Below are 20403 nucleotides of genomic sequence, written 5' to 3' on the forward strand. Positions count from 1 at the left end.
GTCTTTTTTTGTAGGGAAGAAATTAAAAGTTATACACGTGGAGGAAAACAGTGGTAGGTTAAAAAAAACGGGACATCATTTGAGATTGTCCCGCTTGAATACGCTGTGCAATGTTATTTACAGTTTTTTTTCGAATTCTTTTTCCATTGCTGCTTTGAAATCTGCTTTTAGCTCATCAGTAGAGTATTTCTCTTCTAATGATCTTTTCCTTAAAGACTTTAATATTTATTAAAATTGAGCTCAATAATTAATTTCTCTATTCTTTCACTATTTTAAAAGTAGAAATTCCATCTGTTGAAAACACTTTCATAATGTAAAGCCCTTTATTAAATTGCGAAATGTTAATTTCTGTTGATTGATTATCAAAAGAAAATAGTTTTTTGCCATTCAGGTCATAAATTTCTGCTGATTTGTAATTACCATTTATATGTAATTTACCTTTAGAAGGGTTAGGATAAATTGATAGAAGCTTTTGTTTGTTTTTGGTCATGGAAGCAGACGGATTTTCTAATTTGAGTATATAAAGGTCATATCCACCAGACGACGTTAATATTTCACCTCCATTGACTTGGTCGAAATTTCCGCTATTTTGAAAAACACCTGCAGTATATAAGTTCCCTGAGTTATCGCAAAAAATGGAAGTTCCAGTTATTATTTCTTCTCCTCCAAAACTTTTTGCCCAAACAAAATCTCCAGAAGCTGTTAATTTAAACATGAAAGCATCATAGCTGTTTGTCTCCGATGTTAGGTTGTAAACGTCAGGTCCAGGGTTAAAATCTATTGTTTGAGCGAATCGACCTGTACCATAAATATTTCCATTTGGGTCCAGTGTGATGTCATATCCGGATCCATAACCATTACTGCTGCTTCCAAATTGCTTAACCCACACAAATTCGCCATTTGAATTTAATTTTAAAACAAATATATCATTCATAGCTGTTAGGTTATGCTCTCCAGGTCCTGGATCAAAATCAACAGTGTTTTGAAACTGACCTATTGTGTAGTTATTTCCATCGTTATCGGTAATGATAGAATACCCAATATCAAGACCAACTCCTGTATCTCCTAACTCTTTTGTCCATAAAAAGTTTCCATTAGCGTCTACTTTTGAAATAAATATTTGGTAATTACCAGAACTCCATGTTCCTCCTGTAAAATATATATTTTCATATGAATCAACAACAATACTTTCTCCCGTATCATAACCAGCGTTTCCAAGTTGTTGAGCCCATTCAAAATTGCCGTTAGCATCATATTTTGTAATAAAAGCATCAGTGTTTCCTGCAGAAGTCATGTTATAAGTTCCACTTCCTGGGTCAAAATCTACAGTACCTCTAAATTCCCCTGTAGTATAGATATTTCCATTACCATCAATTGTTAATGACTTAATTCCATCTGCTTGAGAACCACCGAAACTTTTAGCCCAAACAAATTCACCATTTGAATTTAATTTTAAAACAAACGCATCCCTATCACCATTAGAGGTTAAATTATATGTACTTGAATCAGGATTAAAATCCGAAGTACCAACAAAACTTCCTGAAATATAAATGTTTCCATTTACGTCTGTTGCCACATCAGATCCACCATCATTCGCCACTCCACCTAGGCTCTTTGCCCACAAAAAACTTCCATTTTCATCCAGTTTTGAAACAAAAACATCTGGAGAGATATATGGGGGGGTAGTGTATCCACTTGATGAGAGTTCAAATGTTCCAAGTCCAGGATCAAAATCTACTGTACCCATAAAGGAGCCTGTATAAATAATATCTCCAGAATTATCAACATGAATGTCTCCTTGGAATTCGTCATAATTGCCTCCTATCCTCTTTACCCAATCAATAGATGATGTTTGAGCTACTAAAATGACAGAAGGTACGTAAAAAATTAAAAGTGTAAATAATTTCTTCATAATATTTAGATTTAATTTAACATTTAAATCTTTACAAAAATCATGCCTATTAGTCAGACCCACAAGGGTTTAACCTGGTCAGGGTGTTCTAATATGGAACAAGTTTTGCCTAATATATTATGAAAAATAAAAAACGTTTATTTGAATTATTTATCATTTTGAAAGGTCTATTTTCATGGATGACTGTAACAATCTATATTGATTTATTTCATCCTCTCCTCCCTAAATTTAGATGGAGATTTTTTCACTACTTTTTTAAAAGCCTTACTAAAATATCCAGGATCTTCGTAACCAACTTTCCATGCGACTTCGGCAACGCTATATCCTTCTAGTATAAGTTCCTTAGCCTTTTCTATTCGAACAGTTTTAATGAGAGCAGCTGGTGTTTGATTAATTAAAGCCTTGATTTTTCTTGTTAATTGACTATTGGATAGGCACATTTCATCCGCCAAGTCGTTGACCCCATATAACACCTTATCTATGTTAGTACTAATTGTTGTTTCAATTTTTTCAATAAACTCTTTATCTAATTTACTGAGAGATTTAAACGATTTTTCTTTAGAAATTTTGGTAGCGTGTGAAAAAGCCCTTTTTAAAGCTGATTTTAGCTTTAATATGTTTTTAACTCTAAGCCTAAGCTCCTTAATTGAAAAAGGCTTTGTGAGATAATCATCAGCTCCTATTTCTAGACCTTCGATTTTATCATCAAACGAACTTTTGGCAGTGAGTAATATTATCGGAATATGTGAAGTTAACATATTCTCTTTTAGTTTTCTAACCAAGGAAACACCATCTAATTCAGGCATCATAATATCACTAATGATGAGGTCTGGAAGATACTCTTGCGCTAGTTTTATTCCAGTTTTGCCATTGTCTGCTTCTAAATAACGATACTGATTTCCAAGATTTTGGGTGATGAACTTTCGTATTTTAAGATGATCTTCAATAACTAAAACAATTGGTTTTTCCTGGCTTAATTCGACTCTTTCTGAATTTCCTGTTGATTCAAATGGCTGTTCAATATGTGTTGGTGCGTTTATTATATCATCCGTTTTGATTTCATTGGACAATAGTCTTTGTGCTTCCTTATTAGATTTAAGTCGAACAATAAAAGTTGCACCTTTTCCCTCTTGCGTTTCTATTTTTACCATACCACCATGCAATAAGGCCATTTCTTTTACCATTGCTAGACCTATTCCCGATCCTTCATACGCCTTTTGACGGGTCTGGTTAGCTTGATAGAAGCGATCAAAAATAAACTCAGTATGTTCTTTTGCAACGCCAACCCCTGTATCAATAACTTTTATTTCAATAAATTCAGTGCCCTCATTGTGCAATTCTACATTTACTTGACCATTTTTTGGGGTAAACTTTAATGCGTTAGATAATAGATTCGATAAAATTGATTTTATAGCCTCTTCAGAATAAATAAAATTTTCCTCCTTGAAGTTGGAGTCTGTCAGGTTTTTAAAATTGAGATCAATATTCTTTTGATGGAAATAAGAATAAAAGAGATTTAGCGTTGTATTTATAAAATCAATTAAATCACCGTTTTGGGTATATTCTAATCGATATTGTTTGTTTTCGATTTTTGATAGTTTCATGAGCTGGTTGATAAGCGCTAATAAATTATTACTTGAATTTTGAATCTCCTTGAAATGTTCTTCTAGACCTTCATTTTTATGCCTTTCACTTAATATTTCAATATTACCTTTAATTAAACTTAATGGAGTTCTGAATTCATGCGTTATATTGGTGAGGAATCTGGATTTGAATTCTTCCATTTTTTCAAGTTCATCAACCCTTTGTTTTTGAAGTTTTACATTCTTCTTTTCAAGTTTTATGTTTTTTCTATTCAAAAAGTAAAGTCGGATAAACACAAGAAATAAAATTACAGCCACAGCAAGGCCGATAAATAAATAATTCCGTCTTGATTTTTCCTGCTCTAATTTTGCTTTAGCTATTGCTTCTCTCTTTTCTTGTTCATATTGGTTTATTGTTTTGCTTGTTAAGTAGATGTTCTTATCAACTGCTTTAGAAAAATGAGCGTACTTTTTATAATGTTGAAGAGCTATATCATTATTGCCGTAAACCTCTTCTACATGAGATAGGTTTTTGTAAATAAACGGTAATTGTTCTGTTATTTTTGAATTTAAACAAAAATTTAGAGCCTTCATCAATATGTTTTTACCATTGTGGTGCTGGCCTTGATGGATGAAGCAAGCTGCAACAAGAATTTCAGCTTCCATTGCGGCATAACTTAAGTTTAATTTTTCAGCATAACCTTGACTCTCTTTGGCAAAATCAATCGCTTTATCAAATTGTTCAATCTCAAAATATAGTTTTGCAAGTTCTAGGGTAATATCTGATTTTTCTTTTGAATTATCAATAGTTTTGACAGCGTCAAAAGCGTTTAAGAGCAATTGTTCTGCTTTCTTATAGTTTCCTTGAGCAAGATAAATCTCTCCGTCCTTTCTTGTGGTAATTACATCAATAAGTCGATTCTTTTCATGTTTATAGAGTTCCTTATTGCGCTGATTATATTGAAAAGCTAAGTCAAAACTTCCAATGTCTTTATAAATATCAGAAATCTTACTATTGGTGAGTTTTTCTCCAGATTTGTTCTTATCTATTTGATAATGTTTAGCCGCAATTATATAATGTTGAACAGCATTGAGTCTATCGCCAATCTCTAAGTAACATAAACCAATATTTCCGGCGGCTAATGCTATTCGATGATTTACATTAATGGTCTTAAAGATGTTGAGTGCTAACTTGAAATGATAAATAGCTTTTTCATAATCTCTTTTCCAATAATAAGTGTAGCCCATTAAATCGTAGAAAAAACCTATTCTTATAGAATCTTGGTATTTCTTACTAATTGCCAGACCTTTTTGATAATAATGTAAGGCTTCAACAGTATCTTTGAGTTGAATACTATTCTGACCCATGAAACGATAAATAAACCCCAACTCTTCTTCTTGATGGTTATTTTGTAAACTTATCTCAGCTAAAAGCAATGTTTTTTGAGACTTTTCAAATAGACCTTGATCAAAATATATAGAACCAAGAGATGAAAGTGCTGAAGATTCTGCTTTTTTGAAATTATGATTTTTCGCAAAATGCATAGCTGACTCAGCTATCGCTATTGCTGTGTCAAATTGTTTTAGGGTAGAATACAGTCGGGCAAGTTCAGCCAGTTGAAAAGCATAGTCAGCATTTTTTTTATCAGGGTTGATCTCTTTTTCAAGTTCTTTAATCTTATTCACTTGAATAGGTTCAAACACGTTCTCCTCTTGAGCAAAGAGTTCGAAAACAAAGAAGGCGAGTGAAATTATGAGCAGGATGGCTTTTGTCAAAATCTACATTTTTTGATTTACAAAAGTAATTATAGTAATTTATATTTTTTGATATGAAACATGAAAATAGTAGCGATAGAGGTATGGTATATAACCGTTTGATAGAGAGATAGATGTCTTTAGAAGTGTTGGTTTTATGAAAGAGTAATGCGTTAAAATCACCAATTAATGACGAAAAATCACCCCATTGAGAACTGTAATTAGAGGTAGTTTTGCGGCACTGTTTAATTTAAAAATTGATGAAATGAAAAAGGTATTTTTAGTAATGGCATTGGGAAGCTTCACGTTGTTTACTACCTCCTGTCTAAAGAAAGAACAAGGATGTTACACCCAAAATGGTGGTTTATTATACACTGAAGAACAGCACAAAGCTGAGGCAGCAGAAAATGGGAACCAGTATGGTTTTGTTGAACAATGTGAAGCATTGGGTGGAAAAGTTCAAGAAATTGATTAATAATTATTAACCTACCACTATCGTCCGTCTTAAGTTAATACTTGAGACGGATTTTTTGTTTTAAACGTAAATGAGTTTATTATCTATTTACATTATCCCTTTACTTAAATCTAAGTAGCTACCTCAATACTAGAAAGTATTGTGTTGTTTACAGATTTCGAATTAGGCGTCATACATTGGTATATCGATGTAAAACCCACTCTATATATCTCTTATTTATCTAGTTTTGAGGTAACCACTCATTATATTATATAAAAGCCTTTTGAGTCACTTTATTGCTTTATCCAATCATCTCGATTGTCAAACCATTTGTGTCTTTTGTCACTTTAGCCAATCCATTTTTGGTTAGACCTTTCACGCCTTTATCCCATTTTTTGTTGCTTAATCCAGCTTTTTCTTTCAAAACATTAAGATCCATGGTTTGCTCTTTGGCTAACAAATCAAAAATGAGTTGCTCATCTTCTTTTAATTCAGGTCCTTTCTTCGCTCCGAACTTCTCTGGTTTCATTTGCGGGAAGAATAAAACTTCTTGAATTGCTGGATTATCAGTTAAATACATAATTAAACGGTCCATCCCAATTCCTAATCCTGCTGCAGGTGGCATTCCATACTCTAAAGCACGTAGGAAGTCTTGATCAATCATTTCTGTTGCTTCATCATCTCCTTTTTCGGCTAAGCGAACTTGTTCTTCAAAACGCTCTCTTTGGTCGATAGGATCGTTCAACTCTGAATAAGAATTGGCGATTTCTTTTCCACATACCATCAATTCAAAACGCTCTGTAAGCTCAGGGTTGTCTCGGTGAGATTTACACAAAGGAGACATTTCTTTAGGATAATCTGTAATAAAGGTGGGTTGAATGTAGTTTCCTTCACATTTCTCACCGAAGATTTCATCAATTAATTTCCCTTTCCCCATTGTTTCATCAACGTCAATTCCAAGATCTTTACATGCTGCCCTTAGTTCATCTTCAGATTTTCCGTTAATGTCAAATCCTGTAAACTCAAGAATAGAGTCACGCATGGTAACTCTTGCATAAGGTGCTTTGAAATCAATTTCTTGACCATTAAAAGTTGTTTTGGAGCTTCCATTAACGGCAACAGCACAATGTTCTAAGAGGTTCTCTGTAAATTCCATCATCCAGTTGTAGTCTTTATACGCTACATAAATTTCCATTGCAGTAAATTCTGGATTGTGAGTTCTGTCCATCCCCTCGTTCCTGAAGTTCTTTGAGAATTCATAGACACCATCAAATCCACCTACGATTAATCTTTTTAAGTACAATTCATTGGCAATTCTCATGTATAAAGGAATGTCCAAAGCATTGTGGTGTGTAACGAATGGACGTGCAGCAGCACCGCCAGGGATAGGTTGTAAAATTGGCGTTTCAACTTCCATATACCCAGCGTCGTTAAAGAAATTACGCATTGCTGTATAGAGTTTACTTCTTTTTACAAAAATGTCTTTCACGTGTGGGTTTACCACTAAATCAACATAGCGTTGACGGTATCTTAATTCTGGGTCTGTAAACGCATCGTGTACTTTCCCATCTGCATCTGTTTTTGGAAGGGGTAGCGGTCTCAAAGATTTTGAAAGCATGGTAAACTCTTCTACTTTAATAGAAATTTCTCCTACCTGTGTTTTAAATACCTTTCCTTTGATTCCAATAAAATCACCTAAATCAAGTAGTTTTTTAAATACATCATTGTAAAGTGATTTGTCTTCTCCTGGACAAATTTCATCACGGTTAAAGTACACCTGGATTCGCCCTGTATCATCTTGTAAATCTCCAAAGGAAGCTTTACCTTGGATTTTACGTCGCATTAAACGACCTGCTATAACAACTTGTTTGTCTTCTTCGTACTTCTCCTTGATCTGTTTGGCTTTATCCGTCACAGGGTATAATGCCGCAGGATATGGATCTATTCCGTATTCACGTAATTTTGTCAACGTTTCTCTACGTTGTAATTCTTGGTCAGACAATTCTAAATTGCTCATAGCTTTTAATTAACCGATTTAAAATTTATTTTAATGTGTAAAGATAGTTATTATACTAATTTATCTTCATAATCTAGTATTATTTAATACTAAATATTGCTTTTTAAAAAGTGGGTAAAACATTCCTTTCTTGCTTCAACTCTATCACATAGCACTGATTAAAAAAATAGTGCATAAAAAAAGCGGACAATCACTTGTCCGCTTTAATCACAAGTGTGTATTTTTTATTGAATTACTAATCTCTTAGTTTGCTTCATTCCACCTACGTTAACGTTGATAAAATAAACACCAGCATCAATAGTGTCAATGTCTAGCATTACTAAGTTTTGACCATTGTTAGCTTGTACTGTATGTGATTGGATGTTTTGTCCCATCATATTGACTAATGATACGTTTACATTTTGGTCTTTTTCCAAAGTGAAAGACACATTTGCAATGTTGTCTGCAGGGTTTGGATAAACATTAAATGCTTTCAGTAATTCGTGGTCCTCAAGATTTAAAGAAGGTTCGTTTGAAGAACTACCTGAGTAAATATTAATGTCGTCGATATAGAAATTATTACCTCCATCAGACTCGAATTCGAATTTCACTCTAAAGTCATCAACCCAATAAGACGAAGTTACGTTCGCCATGTGAACCGTTACCCAGTCCGCAGGAGAGCTAGGTGCCCAATCACCAGAAGCCACAATGTTTCCAAGGTTACTCCCTTTTAGTGTTTTACGCTGAACCCATGACTCACCACAAGAATTGGTGATAAATACCCTTAACCATTCTTCGTTTGATGCAGATCTTTTTCTATATGCATAACGGAAACTTAAGGTTACTTGACTAGAAATTGATGATAAATCAATAGGTTGAGATATAATGGCGTCTTTATTACCTGCTGCTTGACCAAAGTTTCCTAGTTTTGCAGAGTGGTTTCCTGTATGTCCAACTGATGTTGTGATATCAAATGCCGCATTATTTCCTTGATTCTCAACCAACCAAAAAGAATAATCGATATTGTTAGTTCCTTCAAAGCTTTCTGTAAAAGGCAATGATGCAGCATCGTTTAAAACAGTAATAAACGCTGTTTTTGTTTTTGATTCAGTTGAAGAACCGTCAGAAACAGTTAGTTGAACTTCATATGTTCCAGGAGTATTGTAGGTAATCGCTGGGTTTTCTGAAGTAGAAGTTGCTGGACTTCCGCCAGGGAAACTCCATTGTCTTGAAGTAACTGCATTATATGACAGGTCATCAAAAGTTACCGTCTGTCCTTGACAAACTACTTTATAGTCAGCATCAAAATCTGCTGTACAAAGTACTTCTGGAAGACTCACACCTGTTGCTGCAAGGTTTGCCGCTGTGTGGATGTTGTTTCTTCCTCCTGTAGAACTATTTAGAGCTGCATGCATACGTGCTTTTTGTCCTTCTGTAAACATTTTAGAGCAGTAAGAATACTCCATAAAGTTTTCAACGTTGTCTAGGTTTCCATCACATGTTGTTCCACTTAGGTTACAAGTTGTCCAACCTTTAGTGAGTGGTGTATCAGCAACTCCGTCATCAATATTACAGTTTGATTCAATACCTGGATCATTAGAATCTCCCCATAAATGAGGAAGGTTTAACCAGTGCCCAACTTCGTGAGTTAATGTGTGTGCACCGTTTGAACCTGAAGTACCAATACTTCCCACATAATTATGAAGGACATGGATTCCATTACTCATGCTTCCACCCAACCAGTTGTTTGGGTACATTGTATAACCTGCGGCTCCACCTATATCTTGGGCGACAAAGATGTTAATGTATTTGTTTCCTGGCCAGTTTCCATGTTCTGCTTGAACCGCAGAAACTCTATCTGAACCATCTCCACCGCTGGTAGCACTTGAAAAAGTTCTTGTAATTCCATTGGTGCAGTTCCCAGAACCATCTTTTTTAGCTAGTTTGAATTCAACTTGAATATCTGCAACACGACTTTGAAATTCTGGAACGACTTGAAATGCGCTTGCGTTTAATTTCTGGTAATCGTCATTCATGTGCTGTAGTGCATTTAACACCTGCTCATCAGAAATGTTTTCAGGCCCACCTTGGTGAATAATGTGAAAAACGACTGGGATAGTATAGAGAATGACATCCGATTTTTCAACTGTGTTTGAAGTTGAAATTGGATTGTTGGCGATGTATTCTTGTATAAACAGTTCATTCGCTTCTTTTTCTGCTAGGTATTGAGCTCTTTCTTCTGGAGATAAAGCGTCCACGAATTCTTTTGTTTTTTCATCCGTGTGGCAAGGATATGGCTCTTGAGCATAAGTCGCAGAGAATGCTCCAAAGGCAATTGCAACGGATAATAATATTTTTTTCATAATTGCGTTTTAATAATAAATTTTTAGCGTCTGTAATATACAGCGTTTTGGAAGATTTTACCTTTATCATTCTTTAAACGGTTCTATTTGTTGATTAAGTGACCGATTCAAAAGAAAATAAACGTTAAAACATAAATTTAAATCTTTTTTTCTAAACGAACTGTGCATTAATTTATATATAGAACACAAAAAACCGTCTATTGTTTGAATCCTAAATCTCATTCCATAAACTGTCAAGCTTTTTATTGCCTAAAGCCTTTCTTTATTTGAATTCTAATAATTAAAAAAGGCTGCTCCAAATGGAACAGCCTTCATTTTCACCTTTATTGGTATCAGAAAAAGTTAAAACTTTGCTCCCGACAGGTCTCGGGAGTTGTGCATCTCGCTTTAGCTTCTAAAAATCTAATGGTCAACTACTTTTATAACCACAGAATTTTATTCCCATGTGAACCTATGGTACTTTTAGTCCATAGTGGTTCAGTTTCAATTAGTGATTTTCTCCTGTCATTTTCTTTGGATCAACCCATTCATCATATTCTTCAGATGTTAGGTAACCTAGTTCTAAGGCAGATGCTTTTAAAGTAATTCCTTTTTCATGTGCGTTTCCTGCAATCTCAGCTGCTTTGTAGTAACCGATTTTTGTATTTAATGCTGTCACCAACATTAACGAGTTATTGACCAATTCATCAATACGGGCTTGATTTGGCTCAATACCAACAGCACAGTTGTCTGCAAATGAAACACATGCTTCTCCAATCAATCGTGCTGATTGTAATAAGTTTGCAGCCATCATAGGCTTGTAAACGTTCAATTCGTAGTGACCTTGCATACCACCAACAGTAACCGCAACATCATTCCCCATAACTTGCGCTGCAACCATAGTGATTGCCTCCGCTTGGGTTGGATTTACTTTTCCTGGCATAATTGAAGACCCAGGTTCGTTTGCTGGGATGATAATTTCACCAATTCCTGAACGCGGTCCAGAAGCCATCATTCGGATATCATTTGCAATTTTGTTGATTGAAACAGCCAATTGTTTTAATGCGCCATGCGTCTCTACCAAAGCATCGTGTGCAGCTAAAGCTTCAAATTTATTTTCAGCAGTAACAAATGGTAATCCAGTAAATTCAGCAATTTTTTTTGCTACCAATTCAGCATATCCTTTCGGAGTGTTGATTCCTGTTCCAACTGCAGTCCCTCCTAATGCAATTTCTGCTAAGTGCGGCATAGTGTTGTCAAGCGCTTTTAGCCCGTGGTCTAATTGTGCCACATAGCCAGAAAATTCTTGGCCTAATGTCAATGGTGTTGCATCCATCAAGTGCGTTCGACCAATTTTCACAATGTCTTTAAAGTCTTTTGCTTTTTGGTCTAAAACATCACGTAAGTGTTTCACCCCAGGAACAGTTGTTTCTACAATACGCTTGTAAATCGCAATGTGCATTCCTGTAGGGAAAGTATCATTTGAAGATTGTGATTTGTTTACATCATCATTAGGTTGGAGTGTTTTTTCTCCTTCTCCTAATTTGTTTCCGGCTAAAACATGAGCGCGATTCGCAATCACTTCATTTGTATTCATGTTTGATTGTGTTCCAGAACCTGTTTGCCAAATTACTAATGGGAATTGGTCATCGTGTTTTCCAGCAATGATTTCATCACATACTTGAGCAATTAAATCTCTTTTTTCTTCAGTTAGAACACCCAGTTCACAATTGGTATAAGCAGCAGCTTTCTTCAAATATGCAAATCCATGGATAATTTCCAATGGCATTGAAGCTTCAGGACCAATCTTAAAATTGTTTCTAGAACGCTCAGTTTGAGCACCCCAATACTTGTCGGCAGGTACCTTAACCTCACCCATTGTGTCTTTTTCCACTCTATATTCCATAATATATCGTTTTTTATTAAATTATTTTTTACTTTTACCGCATAATATAGATTACAAAATTAATATATCATGAGTATTTTCGGTATTGTTATGTTTATTTTAATTGGAGGTATGGCTTTTTGGCTATTATTATTCCTTATGGCATTCGCTGTTCCTTATTGGATTACTCTAGGTGCTATTGAACAAATGCGTCCTAAGAAAGTTTTTGACGACGAGGAAGAAAAAGCTTAATAGGCTTTTCGTTAAGATAATATTTCTGGGAATTCTTAAAGGGTTCCCTTTTTTTGTTGAGTAGATTCTACCTTTATTCGATAAACTAAACACCTAGTACAAAAAAACTTTACCTAAGGTTATTTTGCGATCCACAAGTTTGGGTTTAATTGACTCACTGAATTTCCTTTTACATGATGTACTTCAAAGTGAGCAACAGAAATATCGCCAGTAGGGTTAGGCAATAATGAACCAATGGGTGTTTTAGTTTCTACCATACTTCCTTTGGTAACATATACATCCTGCAAATTGGAATATACCGTACGGTAATCACCATGTTTGATAATTACCACTCTTCCAGCTCCAGGAATATTTATGACACTTGTCACCTCACCTTTGAAAACCGCTAGTACGTTTGCATTTTTTGGGGTGCTGATATCAATTCCATTATTTTGAGTGTAAACATTTGGCAAAGTCGGGTGCTTGTTTTTCCCATAGTCTTGACTAATGGCTCCGCTTTCAACAGGCCATGGTAACTTTCCTTTATTAGAAGCGAAGTTTTCACCAATGAGCACGCTTTCAGCAGTAAGTGAAAATTCCTTTTCTGGTTTTTTAGGCTTTTCAACTGTCGGGGTATTAGCAGCTTTTCTTGCTTCTTCAGCTTTTCTACGTGCTTCAGCTTCACGTTTTTCTTTGGCAATTCGTGCTTTTTCTGCAGCGATTTCCTTCTGAATGGCAGCAGCAATTTCTTGTTTTAACCTTTCCTTATCCCTTTCCTGCTTCTCTAATTCTTTAAGTAATTCGTCCTCTTGTTCTTTAAAACGCTTATATATTTCTTCTTTGGCTTTTTTAGTTTTAACAATTTCTGCACGTTCAACCTTCTTTTGGTCTGCTAGCTTGAGTTGTTTTTCTTTTTCGAGGTCGAGTTCCTTTATTTCTTCTTTTAATAAAACTGTGTTTTGTTGAATTAAGCGCATTTGTTTCTGCTGAATCTCTGCTAATTTCTCAAGGTATAACTTTCTTTTTAAAGCCTCCTCAACTGTTTTTGCGCTAAAAATGAACATCAAATCACCATATTTATTACGTTTTTTGTAGGCATAGAGTAGCAATTGGGCATATTGCTTTTTGAGGCGTTCAATCTCTGCATTGAGCTCTTGTATTCGGCCTTCTTTCTGTTCGATTTTTAGTTCTGAAGAACGAATTTGATTGTCTATGTTGCGCAAGAGCTGTTCACGAAATTCGATTTGACGTTCAATAAGATTAACTTCCTCTAAGGAAAGACGTGTGTTTTTCTTCGATTTTTCTAGAAGTGTCTTCGTAGATGCAATTTGTTTTTCTAATGTGGCTTGTTCATTTTTGAGACGTTGAGACCCAGACTGTGACCACACAGGGGAGGAGACAGCAAAAAACACTATTAAAAACAAGAATACAATCTTATTCACACCTTTCATATTTATTCGGTATCGCTAAATATAATACTCTTGGTTCATTTATAATTGACTTATTGTATTTAAAGTCTACATAAATATCCTCTCTTGGGGTTTTAACATTGATGTCCCCACTTGTCGGAATACTATAATTGTCAATCATTTCTCGACCGAAATAGTTAACAGTAATTGTCGTTGTGTCTTTCGGACTATCAATAACCAATCGTCTTAAAGACTTGGTGTCATTGCTTAAATAATAACGAATCAATACATCGTCATCTGCGTCTAAACGGCGAATGTTCCTTTTGGGCTGAGATGAAACGATGTAATTGTAGGGGTCTTTGATTTGGTGATATTCTACATTTGAATCCCAGGCAATAGGCATTCCCAAAATCAATTCCTCGATGTTTTCATGCTTAAAATCAACATTGAAGGTCTTTTTTAAGTAGGTCATTCCTTCTTGAATGTAGCAGTTATTTCGTTTATCAACAATGGTTAAGGTGTCTGGAGTAACCATGGTATTGTAAATAGGAATACGTGCAAATGTGATTAGGGCGTGAAAAGCACTATCTGTTCGCATACGGATTGAAGTCTTGAAGGACACATTGTACTTGCTGTCAGAATATTTGGAACTTAACTTTGTGTAGAAATGCTCCGGACGTTCTTTAGAAAGGCTGTCTAGTCGATTAATCAACAACTCTTCCTTTACCTTTGGTAACTTGTGTGTGTTCTCTTCATCTGCGCTTTTCTTCGCGCCACAAGAAGCCAAAGAAATCATCAGAACAGCTGAAAAAATCAGTTTAGTTATATTTCGGAGCATAATATGTAACTTCTTTTATTTTTTTGGATAAAATCCTATTTCTAGATTCGTATGTTTGTGCTTTTTCCCATGCTTCTATTGCACGTTGAGAAGCCTTATTTTTAATATACAAATCACCTAGTAAATCATACAACTCTGCATTGTTCAACAATAAATCAATTCCTTTTTTTAGGGACTTTATACCCTCTTGAATTTGATTACTATTTAATGCTACAGTCGCTTTAGCCTTGTAATAGTTAGGGTTTTTGTTTTTATCTGGAATATGCTCTAATAATTCTTTTGCAACATCTTGAGCTATATTGGCTTTCGCTAGACAAAATGCATAGTTGATCTTAATGTTTGGATTATCAGCATCTTTTGTTAAAGCTTTTTCAAAAGCAACAATTCCTTTTTTGTATTCTTTTTTGTGAAAATAAACCTCTCCCTTTCGCATGCTGTAAAGCGCAGACTGAATTTCATTTCCTAATAGGTATAGTTCTCCAGCTGCCAATAATTGAATCGCTTCATCTGGTTTGTTTGTTGCTAATGCACCCTCTGCAGCAGAATAGTAAGTGAAAGGCATTGTCGGAAATAAGTCGATGGCCTCCATTCCATCTTTGTATAAAGCTTCATACTCCAAATAGTCACTTTCGAAGTTTAATAACTTTAACCAAACCTCGAAATTGTTGGGGTTGACCTTACTGGCTTTTTGGTATACTGCTAATGCTTCTTTACTTTTCTTTAGGATTTCACAGGAGTTTCCATAATTCAATAAGACAAGGTCGTTCTCCGGAAAGCTAGCATACATCATTTTTGTCGCCATGATAATCTTGGGGTGATTTAGCGCAAGGTGTTTACTCATTTGGTCGAGAATAGATAGTTGTTGATGTACGTTGACATCTTTAAACGAGAAAACTTTAGGAGCAATCTCTATAAACTTATCGACTTCGTTTTGTTCTAAATAATTATTGGCCAATACAAAGTGAGCAATACCATTGTTAGGGTCGTTGTCAATCAATTCCTCAATCATGTCGATGGCCTTGTTGTTTTCGCCTTGTTGTTCGTAATAGCTAATCACACTTTTTAGTACCTCTAGGTCGTCTGGAAACTCTTTTTTCAGTGTTAGAAGGGTTTCTTCTGCTTTCACAGTGTTTTTCAACTCTGTGTATAAATCGGCTTTCATGATGGCCAATTCTGGAACAATTCCAGTTTGTTCTTGAAGATTGTTTAGTTGTTCAATTGCAGCTTCATATTTTTTATTGAATATCAAAACCTTGCTGTAGCCATAAATGAAGTCTAAGTTTCTTGGTTCACGCGCGCACATTTCCCCAAAAAGCAATTCGGCCTCTTCAAAGTTTGCTCGTTCTGCATAGATGTAGGCCAATTCTTGGAGGTAAACAGTGTTTTCGGGGTCTAAATCATAAGCTTTTTTAAAGTTTTCAAGAATGGCTGTACTGTTGTTTTCAGATTTGGCAATCTCTGCCAGTCCAAAATAAACGGCATCATCGTCTTGCTTTTCTTTAAGACATTCGTTGAATAACTTTTTGGCTTCGGTATAATTGCCGGACATTTTCTCACGAACGGCTTTGTGAAACAGTTCGATATAAGGATGGTTTTTTGATGAAAGCACCTCAATATCATCTAATGCCTCTTCTTGAAGCGATTTGTTCTTTCCCCTTTGACCTATAGCGGTCAAGGAGAAGAACAGAATAAATGATATGAGGAAAAAATTTTTCATTAAATATCCATTGTGGTATAATCTCCAACACTTAAGTCTTGCGGAGTTTTATTAATATTCGAATGATTACCAACCATTGAATCTTTAAGATTTATGTTTTTTATGCTTGCATTAGCTTGAACAATAGAGTTTTTGATGATACTTCCATTTACCTTTGTGCCTTGCCCCAAAGAAACATGAGGTCCAACAACGCTATCGTTTAAAACAACATCCTTGCCAATAAAACAAGGAGGGATAATAACACTGTTGTTAATTTTAGCTGATGGATCAACAAGTTCAATGTTTTTTTCTCTATCAAACTCTAAAACACGCTGATTGGCATTTACAGTCACAACTTTATTTCCACAATCTAGCCATTCAGTCACTTTTCCAGGCTTGAAAATCTTGCCTTTTTCAGTCAATCGTCTTAGGGCATCAGGAAGTTGATACTCTCCTCCTTTGATGATGTCGTTATCGATGAGGTAATTTAATTCTGTTTTCAGGTCTTTCCCTTCTTTGAAATAATAAATTCCAATCATAGCAAGGTCTGAAACAAAAGTCTGTGGTTTTTCAACAAAGTCAATGATTTCGCCATTGTCATTCATTTTAACCACCCCAAAAGCACTAGGGTCTTCGATTTGTTTTACCCATAGAATTCCATCGTCTTTAGGGTCAATCTTAAAATCGGCCTTAAATAAAGTGTCTGCAAATGCGACAACGACAGGGCCATCAAGCTTTTCTTCTGCACATAAAACGGCATGAGCTGTTCCTAAAGGTTCAGTTTGGTGATGTATACTCCCTTTAGCGCCGAGACTCTCAGCAACTTTTATTAATTCTTCTTCAACCTCTTTACCAAAATCACCAATTACAAAAGCAATTTCGTCTATGGGTTCACTACAAACTCCTGCAATGTCTTCAACAAGACGGTGAACAATTGGTTTTCCACCTACAGGTACAAGTGGTTTAGGTACGGTTAAGGTGTGTGGTCTTAAGCGAGAACCTCTTCCCGCCATTGGTACGATTATTTTCATGATTTATTTTTTTCCTGTGCTTCCAAAACCTCCCTCTCCACGATCAGTTTCAGAGAGCTCATCGGTTAGTTCCCATTTGGCTTGCTTCACTTTCGAAAAAACAAGTTGGGCGATTCTATCTCCATCTTCAATAACAAACGGGTCTTGTGAAAGGTTGACTAAAATCACACCTATTTCACCACGGTAATCTGCATCGATTGTTCCTGGACTATTCAAAACAGTGATACCGTGTTTGATGGCCAATCCACTTCTCGGTCTAACTTGTGCTTCATATCCTTCTGGAATTTCTATAAACAAACCTGTTTTCACAAGATTTCTTTCTAAAGATTGAAGTGTAAAAGGTTCAGAAATATTTGCTCGTAAATCTACACCAGCAGAAGCTTTTGTTTCATATTGAGGCAAATCGTGTTTCGAACGATTGATGATTTTAACTTTCATTCTTCCTTTTCTGTTTGTTGTTAAATACTTAATGTAATTAAATAGATTGAATTCCATTTTTTTACAGTCTCCAAAAGTACTTTTTTTTCTTGAGAATCCTTTGAGTATTGACGGATTTATTCCTTTTAGTGTTGTGTGCTTTCAGAATGCTTTGTACTATTTACTCTAGGTTAACTGGTAGAGGTCAAACTTATGCTCGATTGGTTTTGGGCTTTTCCATCCAATAGACCAATGCAACATAGAGCAAGATAAAAAGATTGTGAATTACAAACTGTACTATTCCCGCCTCAATATTGATCCAAGAAAGAAGTAGATAAATTAAGACTGCAACAATACTATATAAACCGAATTTTCTTAAATTATAAGGGATTGGATAGTGCTTTTGACCGAGGAGGTAAGAAACAACCATTTGTCCGCCATAAACAATAAAAGTGGCCCAAGCACAGGCCATATAGCCATAAATTGGAATAAAAATAAAGTTTAATGTTAAGGTTAAAACCGCACCACCCATAGCGATATAAGCCCCAAACTTTGTTTGTCCACTGAGTTTATACCAAATACTTTGATTAATATAAATTCCTGAAAAAACATTCGCAAGTAGGAGTATAGGAACAATTCTTAAACCTTCCCAATAGGCTGGGTTTGGAATGAAATATTTGAATATGTCAAGGTTAAGTGCGACTCCGAGAAAACTCAAAAACACGGCTCCTACAAAGTAGTTCATCACTTTTACATAGGTTCTGTTCCTGTCTTTGTTTTTAGCCTGAGCAAAGAAAAAAGGTTCTGCAGCATAGCGATAAGCCTGAAGAAATATGGTGACCATCATGGCCAATTTGTAACTAGCACTGTAAATACCTACCTGAGACTCTGCTAAAGTCAAAGCAGCTTCAGTTCCTAACTCTCCAATCGAATTTTGATAGGTGAGGTGCTTGAGTAAAATACGGTCAACGGTTTCGTTAATGATGAAAGCGAATCCTGCCAATGCCAATGGAAAGCAGTACTTCACCATACTGCGTATAAGTTGAGTATCCCATATCCATTTTAACTTTAAAAAGTCTTTGTAAAGAATGGTCGGTTTGGCCAATGAAGCGATTAGGTTGGCCATCAGAATAAAACGTATTCCGACTGCTGGTTCATCTATATTTGGCTGAAAAACCAAAAGCATCAAGATGAGGTTCAGTCCAATGTTTAAGCCTATTCCTGTGAGCTGGACCAGTACGAATTTTTTTGCTCTCTCCTCGGCGCGTAATTTTGCCAAAGGGAGGGCTGATGTAGCATCAATAACAACGATTATTCCCAGTAGAATAATATATTCAGGATTGTTAGGGAAGAGAAGTTTATCGGCAATCACGCCATTGAAGAAAAGAATCAACAAAAGAAAAACTATGTTGACAACTATGATACTCAACATGGAATTACGGAAGATCTTTTCTTTATTTTCAGGATCATCAGAAAGAAACTTGAAGAAAGCGGTTTCCATTCCAAAAGTGAGCAATACCATTAGGAAAGCAATCCACGCATAGAGTTCAGAAACGACTCCATAATCTGAAGTGTTAACAAAAACACCAACGTACAAAGGAACCAATAGGTAATTCAACAAACGTCCAACGATGCTTGATAAACCGTAAACCGCTGTTTGTCCTGCTAATTTCTTTAAAGGGTTGCTCATTCCGATACAATATTAGCGCTAAGATAAATGGAATCTTTGGAATGCCGATTTTCTAATTGTTTTTTGTGATTTTTAATGAAAGTACTACTCTCCCTTCATGATCTCGGCGAAAATCTTCAAGGATTCTAAACGGTCTTTTTGATGGTATAAATATGAAGTGCTGATCAGTTCATCGACTCCTGTTTCTTTGATGAATTTTTCAGTTTGTTCTTTCACCTCATTCTTGTCACCAATAAAAGTATAGTTTAACATTTGTTGAAGTGCTGGGTGAATTCTCAATTGGCGAATATCATCGTTCATTTCAATTGGTGCTCTCATATAATCTAATTGTTGCGTGAGGACTCCCAACATCATTCTGTACATGCTTGTAGAACGGCGTTCTGCCTCTTCAGAAGTTGCAGCAGCAATTACGTTTATTCCGGCAATAGTATAAGGTTTGTCCAAATATTTTGAAGGTTGGAATTCATTGTGGTAAATAGCCAACGCTTTGTGTAATTGAGCAGGAGCAAAGTGACTTGCAAAAACGTAAGGTAAACCTTTTTGAGCTGCAAGATGCGCGCTGTCTGTACTCGATCCCAAAATATAAATGGGCACATTCACGCCTTCCGCAACAGTTGCGCGGACTTTTGTTGCTGACGAAGTGTTTTCAAAATAACCTTGAATCTCACTTACCTCATTAGGGAAGTTGTGAACCGATTGCATTCTATCACTGCGAATAGCATGTGCCGTTACTTGATCAGTTCCTGGTGCTCTTCCTAAACCTAAGTCGATACGGTTTGGAAAAAGGTTTCCAAGAGTTCCTAGTTGTTCAGCTACCAACAAAGGTGAATGATTGGGCAACATTATCCCACCAGAACCCACGCGAATTGAATTCGTTTTGGCTGCTATATGACCCATCAGTACTACAGTTGCAGAACTGGCAATGCTTACCATATTGTGGTGTTCGGCTAACCAAAATCTATGATAACCCAATTCTTCGGCTTTTTGAGCCACCTCAACACTGTTTTTAAACACCGTTTCATGTGTGGTATTGTCGTTGACCATTGCCAATTCGAGTATAGAATATTTTGTATTTTTCATAGTTTACTTTGTTAACTAATAGTAAGACAATTGAGAATAGGATTTGTTTAGGGGTTTATTGAATAGTTTCCGCTTAAATGAAGT

At 35.6% G+C, this 20403-nt stretch carries 14 protein-coding genes; 2 read left to right on the forward strand and 12 right to left on the reverse strand.

The features are described 5' to 3' along the window. Window positions 1-256: 256 nt before the first annotated feature. Both ACN0U3_RS02315 and ACN0U3_RS02320 read right to left on the reverse strand, forming a co-directional pair. A complete protein-coding gene (locus ACN0U3_RS02315; protein WP_417264985.1) occupies window positions 257-1912 on the reverse strand; it encodes an SBBP repeat-containing protein in 1656 nt (551 codons plus the stop codon). 203 nt (window positions 1913-2115) lie between these two features. Further along, window positions 2116-5271 carry an ATP-binding protein gene (locus ACN0U3_RS02320; RefSeq protein ID WP_417264986.1) on the reverse strand — a complete coding sequence of 1052 codons (3156 nt, stop codon included), beginning with the start codon at window positions 5269-5271 and terminating at the stop codon, window positions 2116-2118. Between the two features lie 244 nt (window positions 5272-5515). On the opposite strand from ACN0U3_RS02320, the gene ACN0U3_RS02325 reads away from it, so the two are divergent. Further along, window positions 5516-5725: a hypothetical protein gene (locus ACN0U3_RS02325; protein ID WP_299202097.1), complete on the forward strand. Its 210-nt coding sequence runs from the start codon at window positions 5516-5518 to the stop codon at window positions 5723-5725. A gap of 280 nt (window positions 5726-6005) precedes the next feature. Here the strand turns inward: ACN0U3_RS02325 and lysS are convergent, their stop codons facing one another. The 3 genes from lysS to fumC form a co-directional block, all read right to left on the reverse strand. Further along, entirely contained in the window at window positions 6006-7721 is a 1716-nt protein-coding gene (gene lysS, locus ACN0U3_RS02330; protein ID WP_417264987.1) for a lysine--tRNA ligase, read from the reverse strand. A 224-nt stretch (window positions 7722-7945) separates the two neighbouring features. Then, the gene (locus tag ACN0U3_RS02335; protein WP_417264988.1) at window positions 7946-10063 is read right to left on the reverse strand and encodes a zinc-dependent metalloprotease; all 2118 of its coding nucleotides are present in this window, start codon (window positions 10061-10063) and stop codon (window positions 7946-7948) included. A gap of 487 nt (window positions 10064-10550) precedes the next feature. Continuing rightward, window positions 10551-11948, reverse strand: coding sequence for a class II fumarate hydratase (gene fumC / locus ACN0U3_RS02340; protein WP_417264989.1), 1398 nt, complete (start codon window positions 11946-11948; stop codon window positions 10551-10553). 69 nt (window positions 11949-12017) lie between these two features. Here fumC and ACN0U3_RS02345 point away from each other — a divergent pair, with 69 nt between their 5' ends. Beyond that, complete coding sequence (locus ACN0U3_RS02345) at window positions 12018-12179, forward strand: hypothetical protein (RefSeq protein WP_299202086.1); 162 nt, start codon at window positions 12018-12020, stop codon at window positions 12177-12179. 119 nt (window positions 12180-12298) lie between these two features. Here the strand turns inward: ACN0U3_RS02345 and ACN0U3_RS02350 are convergent, their stop codons facing one another. The 7 genes from ACN0U3_RS02350 to ACN0U3_RS02380 form a co-directional block, all read right to left on the reverse strand. After that, window positions 12299-13600 (reverse strand): peptidoglycan DD-metalloendopeptidase family protein, encoded by a 1302-nt coding sequence (locus tag ACN0U3_RS02350; RefSeq protein WP_417264990.1) that lies wholly within the window; start codon window positions 13598-13600, stop codon window positions 12299-12301. After that, a complete protein-coding gene (locus tag ACN0U3_RS02355; protein WP_417264991.1) occupies window positions 13593-14405 on the reverse strand; it encodes a DUF4292 domain-containing protein in 813 nt (270 codons plus the stop codon). The genes ACN0U3_RS02350 and ACN0U3_RS02355 overlap by 8 nt, the downstream gene beginning before the upstream one ends. Next, window positions 14386-16122, reverse strand: a complete 1737-nt coding sequence (locus ACN0U3_RS02360; RefSeq protein WP_417264992.1) for a tetratricopeptide repeat protein — start codon at window positions 16120-16122, stop codon at window positions 14386-14388. The genes ACN0U3_RS02355 and ACN0U3_RS02360 overlap by 20 nt, the downstream gene beginning before the upstream one ends. Continuing rightward, on the reverse strand, window positions 16122-17132 hold the full coding sequence (locus ACN0U3_RS02365) for a sugar phosphate nucleotidyltransferase (RefSeq protein ID WP_417264993.1): 1011 nt from the start codon (window positions 17130-17132) through the stop codon (window positions 16122-16124). Before ACN0U3_RS02365 ends, ACN0U3_RS02360 begins: the two co-directional genes overlap by 1 nt. Before the next feature lie 3 nt (window positions 17133-17135). Continuing rightward, window positions 17136-17570 (reverse strand): dUTP diphosphatase, encoded by a 435-nt coding sequence (dut, locus tag ACN0U3_RS02370; RefSeq protein WP_417265105.1) that lies wholly within the window; start codon window positions 17568-17570, stop codon window positions 17136-17138. Window positions 17571-17760: 190 nt separating this feature from the next. Continuing rightward, a complete protein-coding gene (locus ACN0U3_RS02375; protein ID WP_417264994.1) occupies window positions 17761-19239 on the reverse strand; it encodes an oligosaccharide flippase family protein in 1479 nt (492 codons plus the stop codon). 84 nt (window positions 19240-19323) lie between these two features. After that, on the reverse strand, window positions 19324-20319 hold the full coding sequence (locus tag ACN0U3_RS02380) for an LLM class flavin-dependent oxidoreductase (RefSeq protein WP_417264995.1): 996 nt from the start codon (window positions 20317-20319) through the stop codon (window positions 19324-19326). Between the last annotated feature and the right edge of the window lie 84 nt (window positions 20320-20403).

The sequence above is a fragment of the Brumimicrobium sp. genome (assembly GCF_048268645.1).
Lineage (GTDB): Bacteria > Bacteroidota > Bacteroidia > Flavobacteriales_D > Crocinitomicaceae > Brumimicrobium > Brumimicrobium ulvae.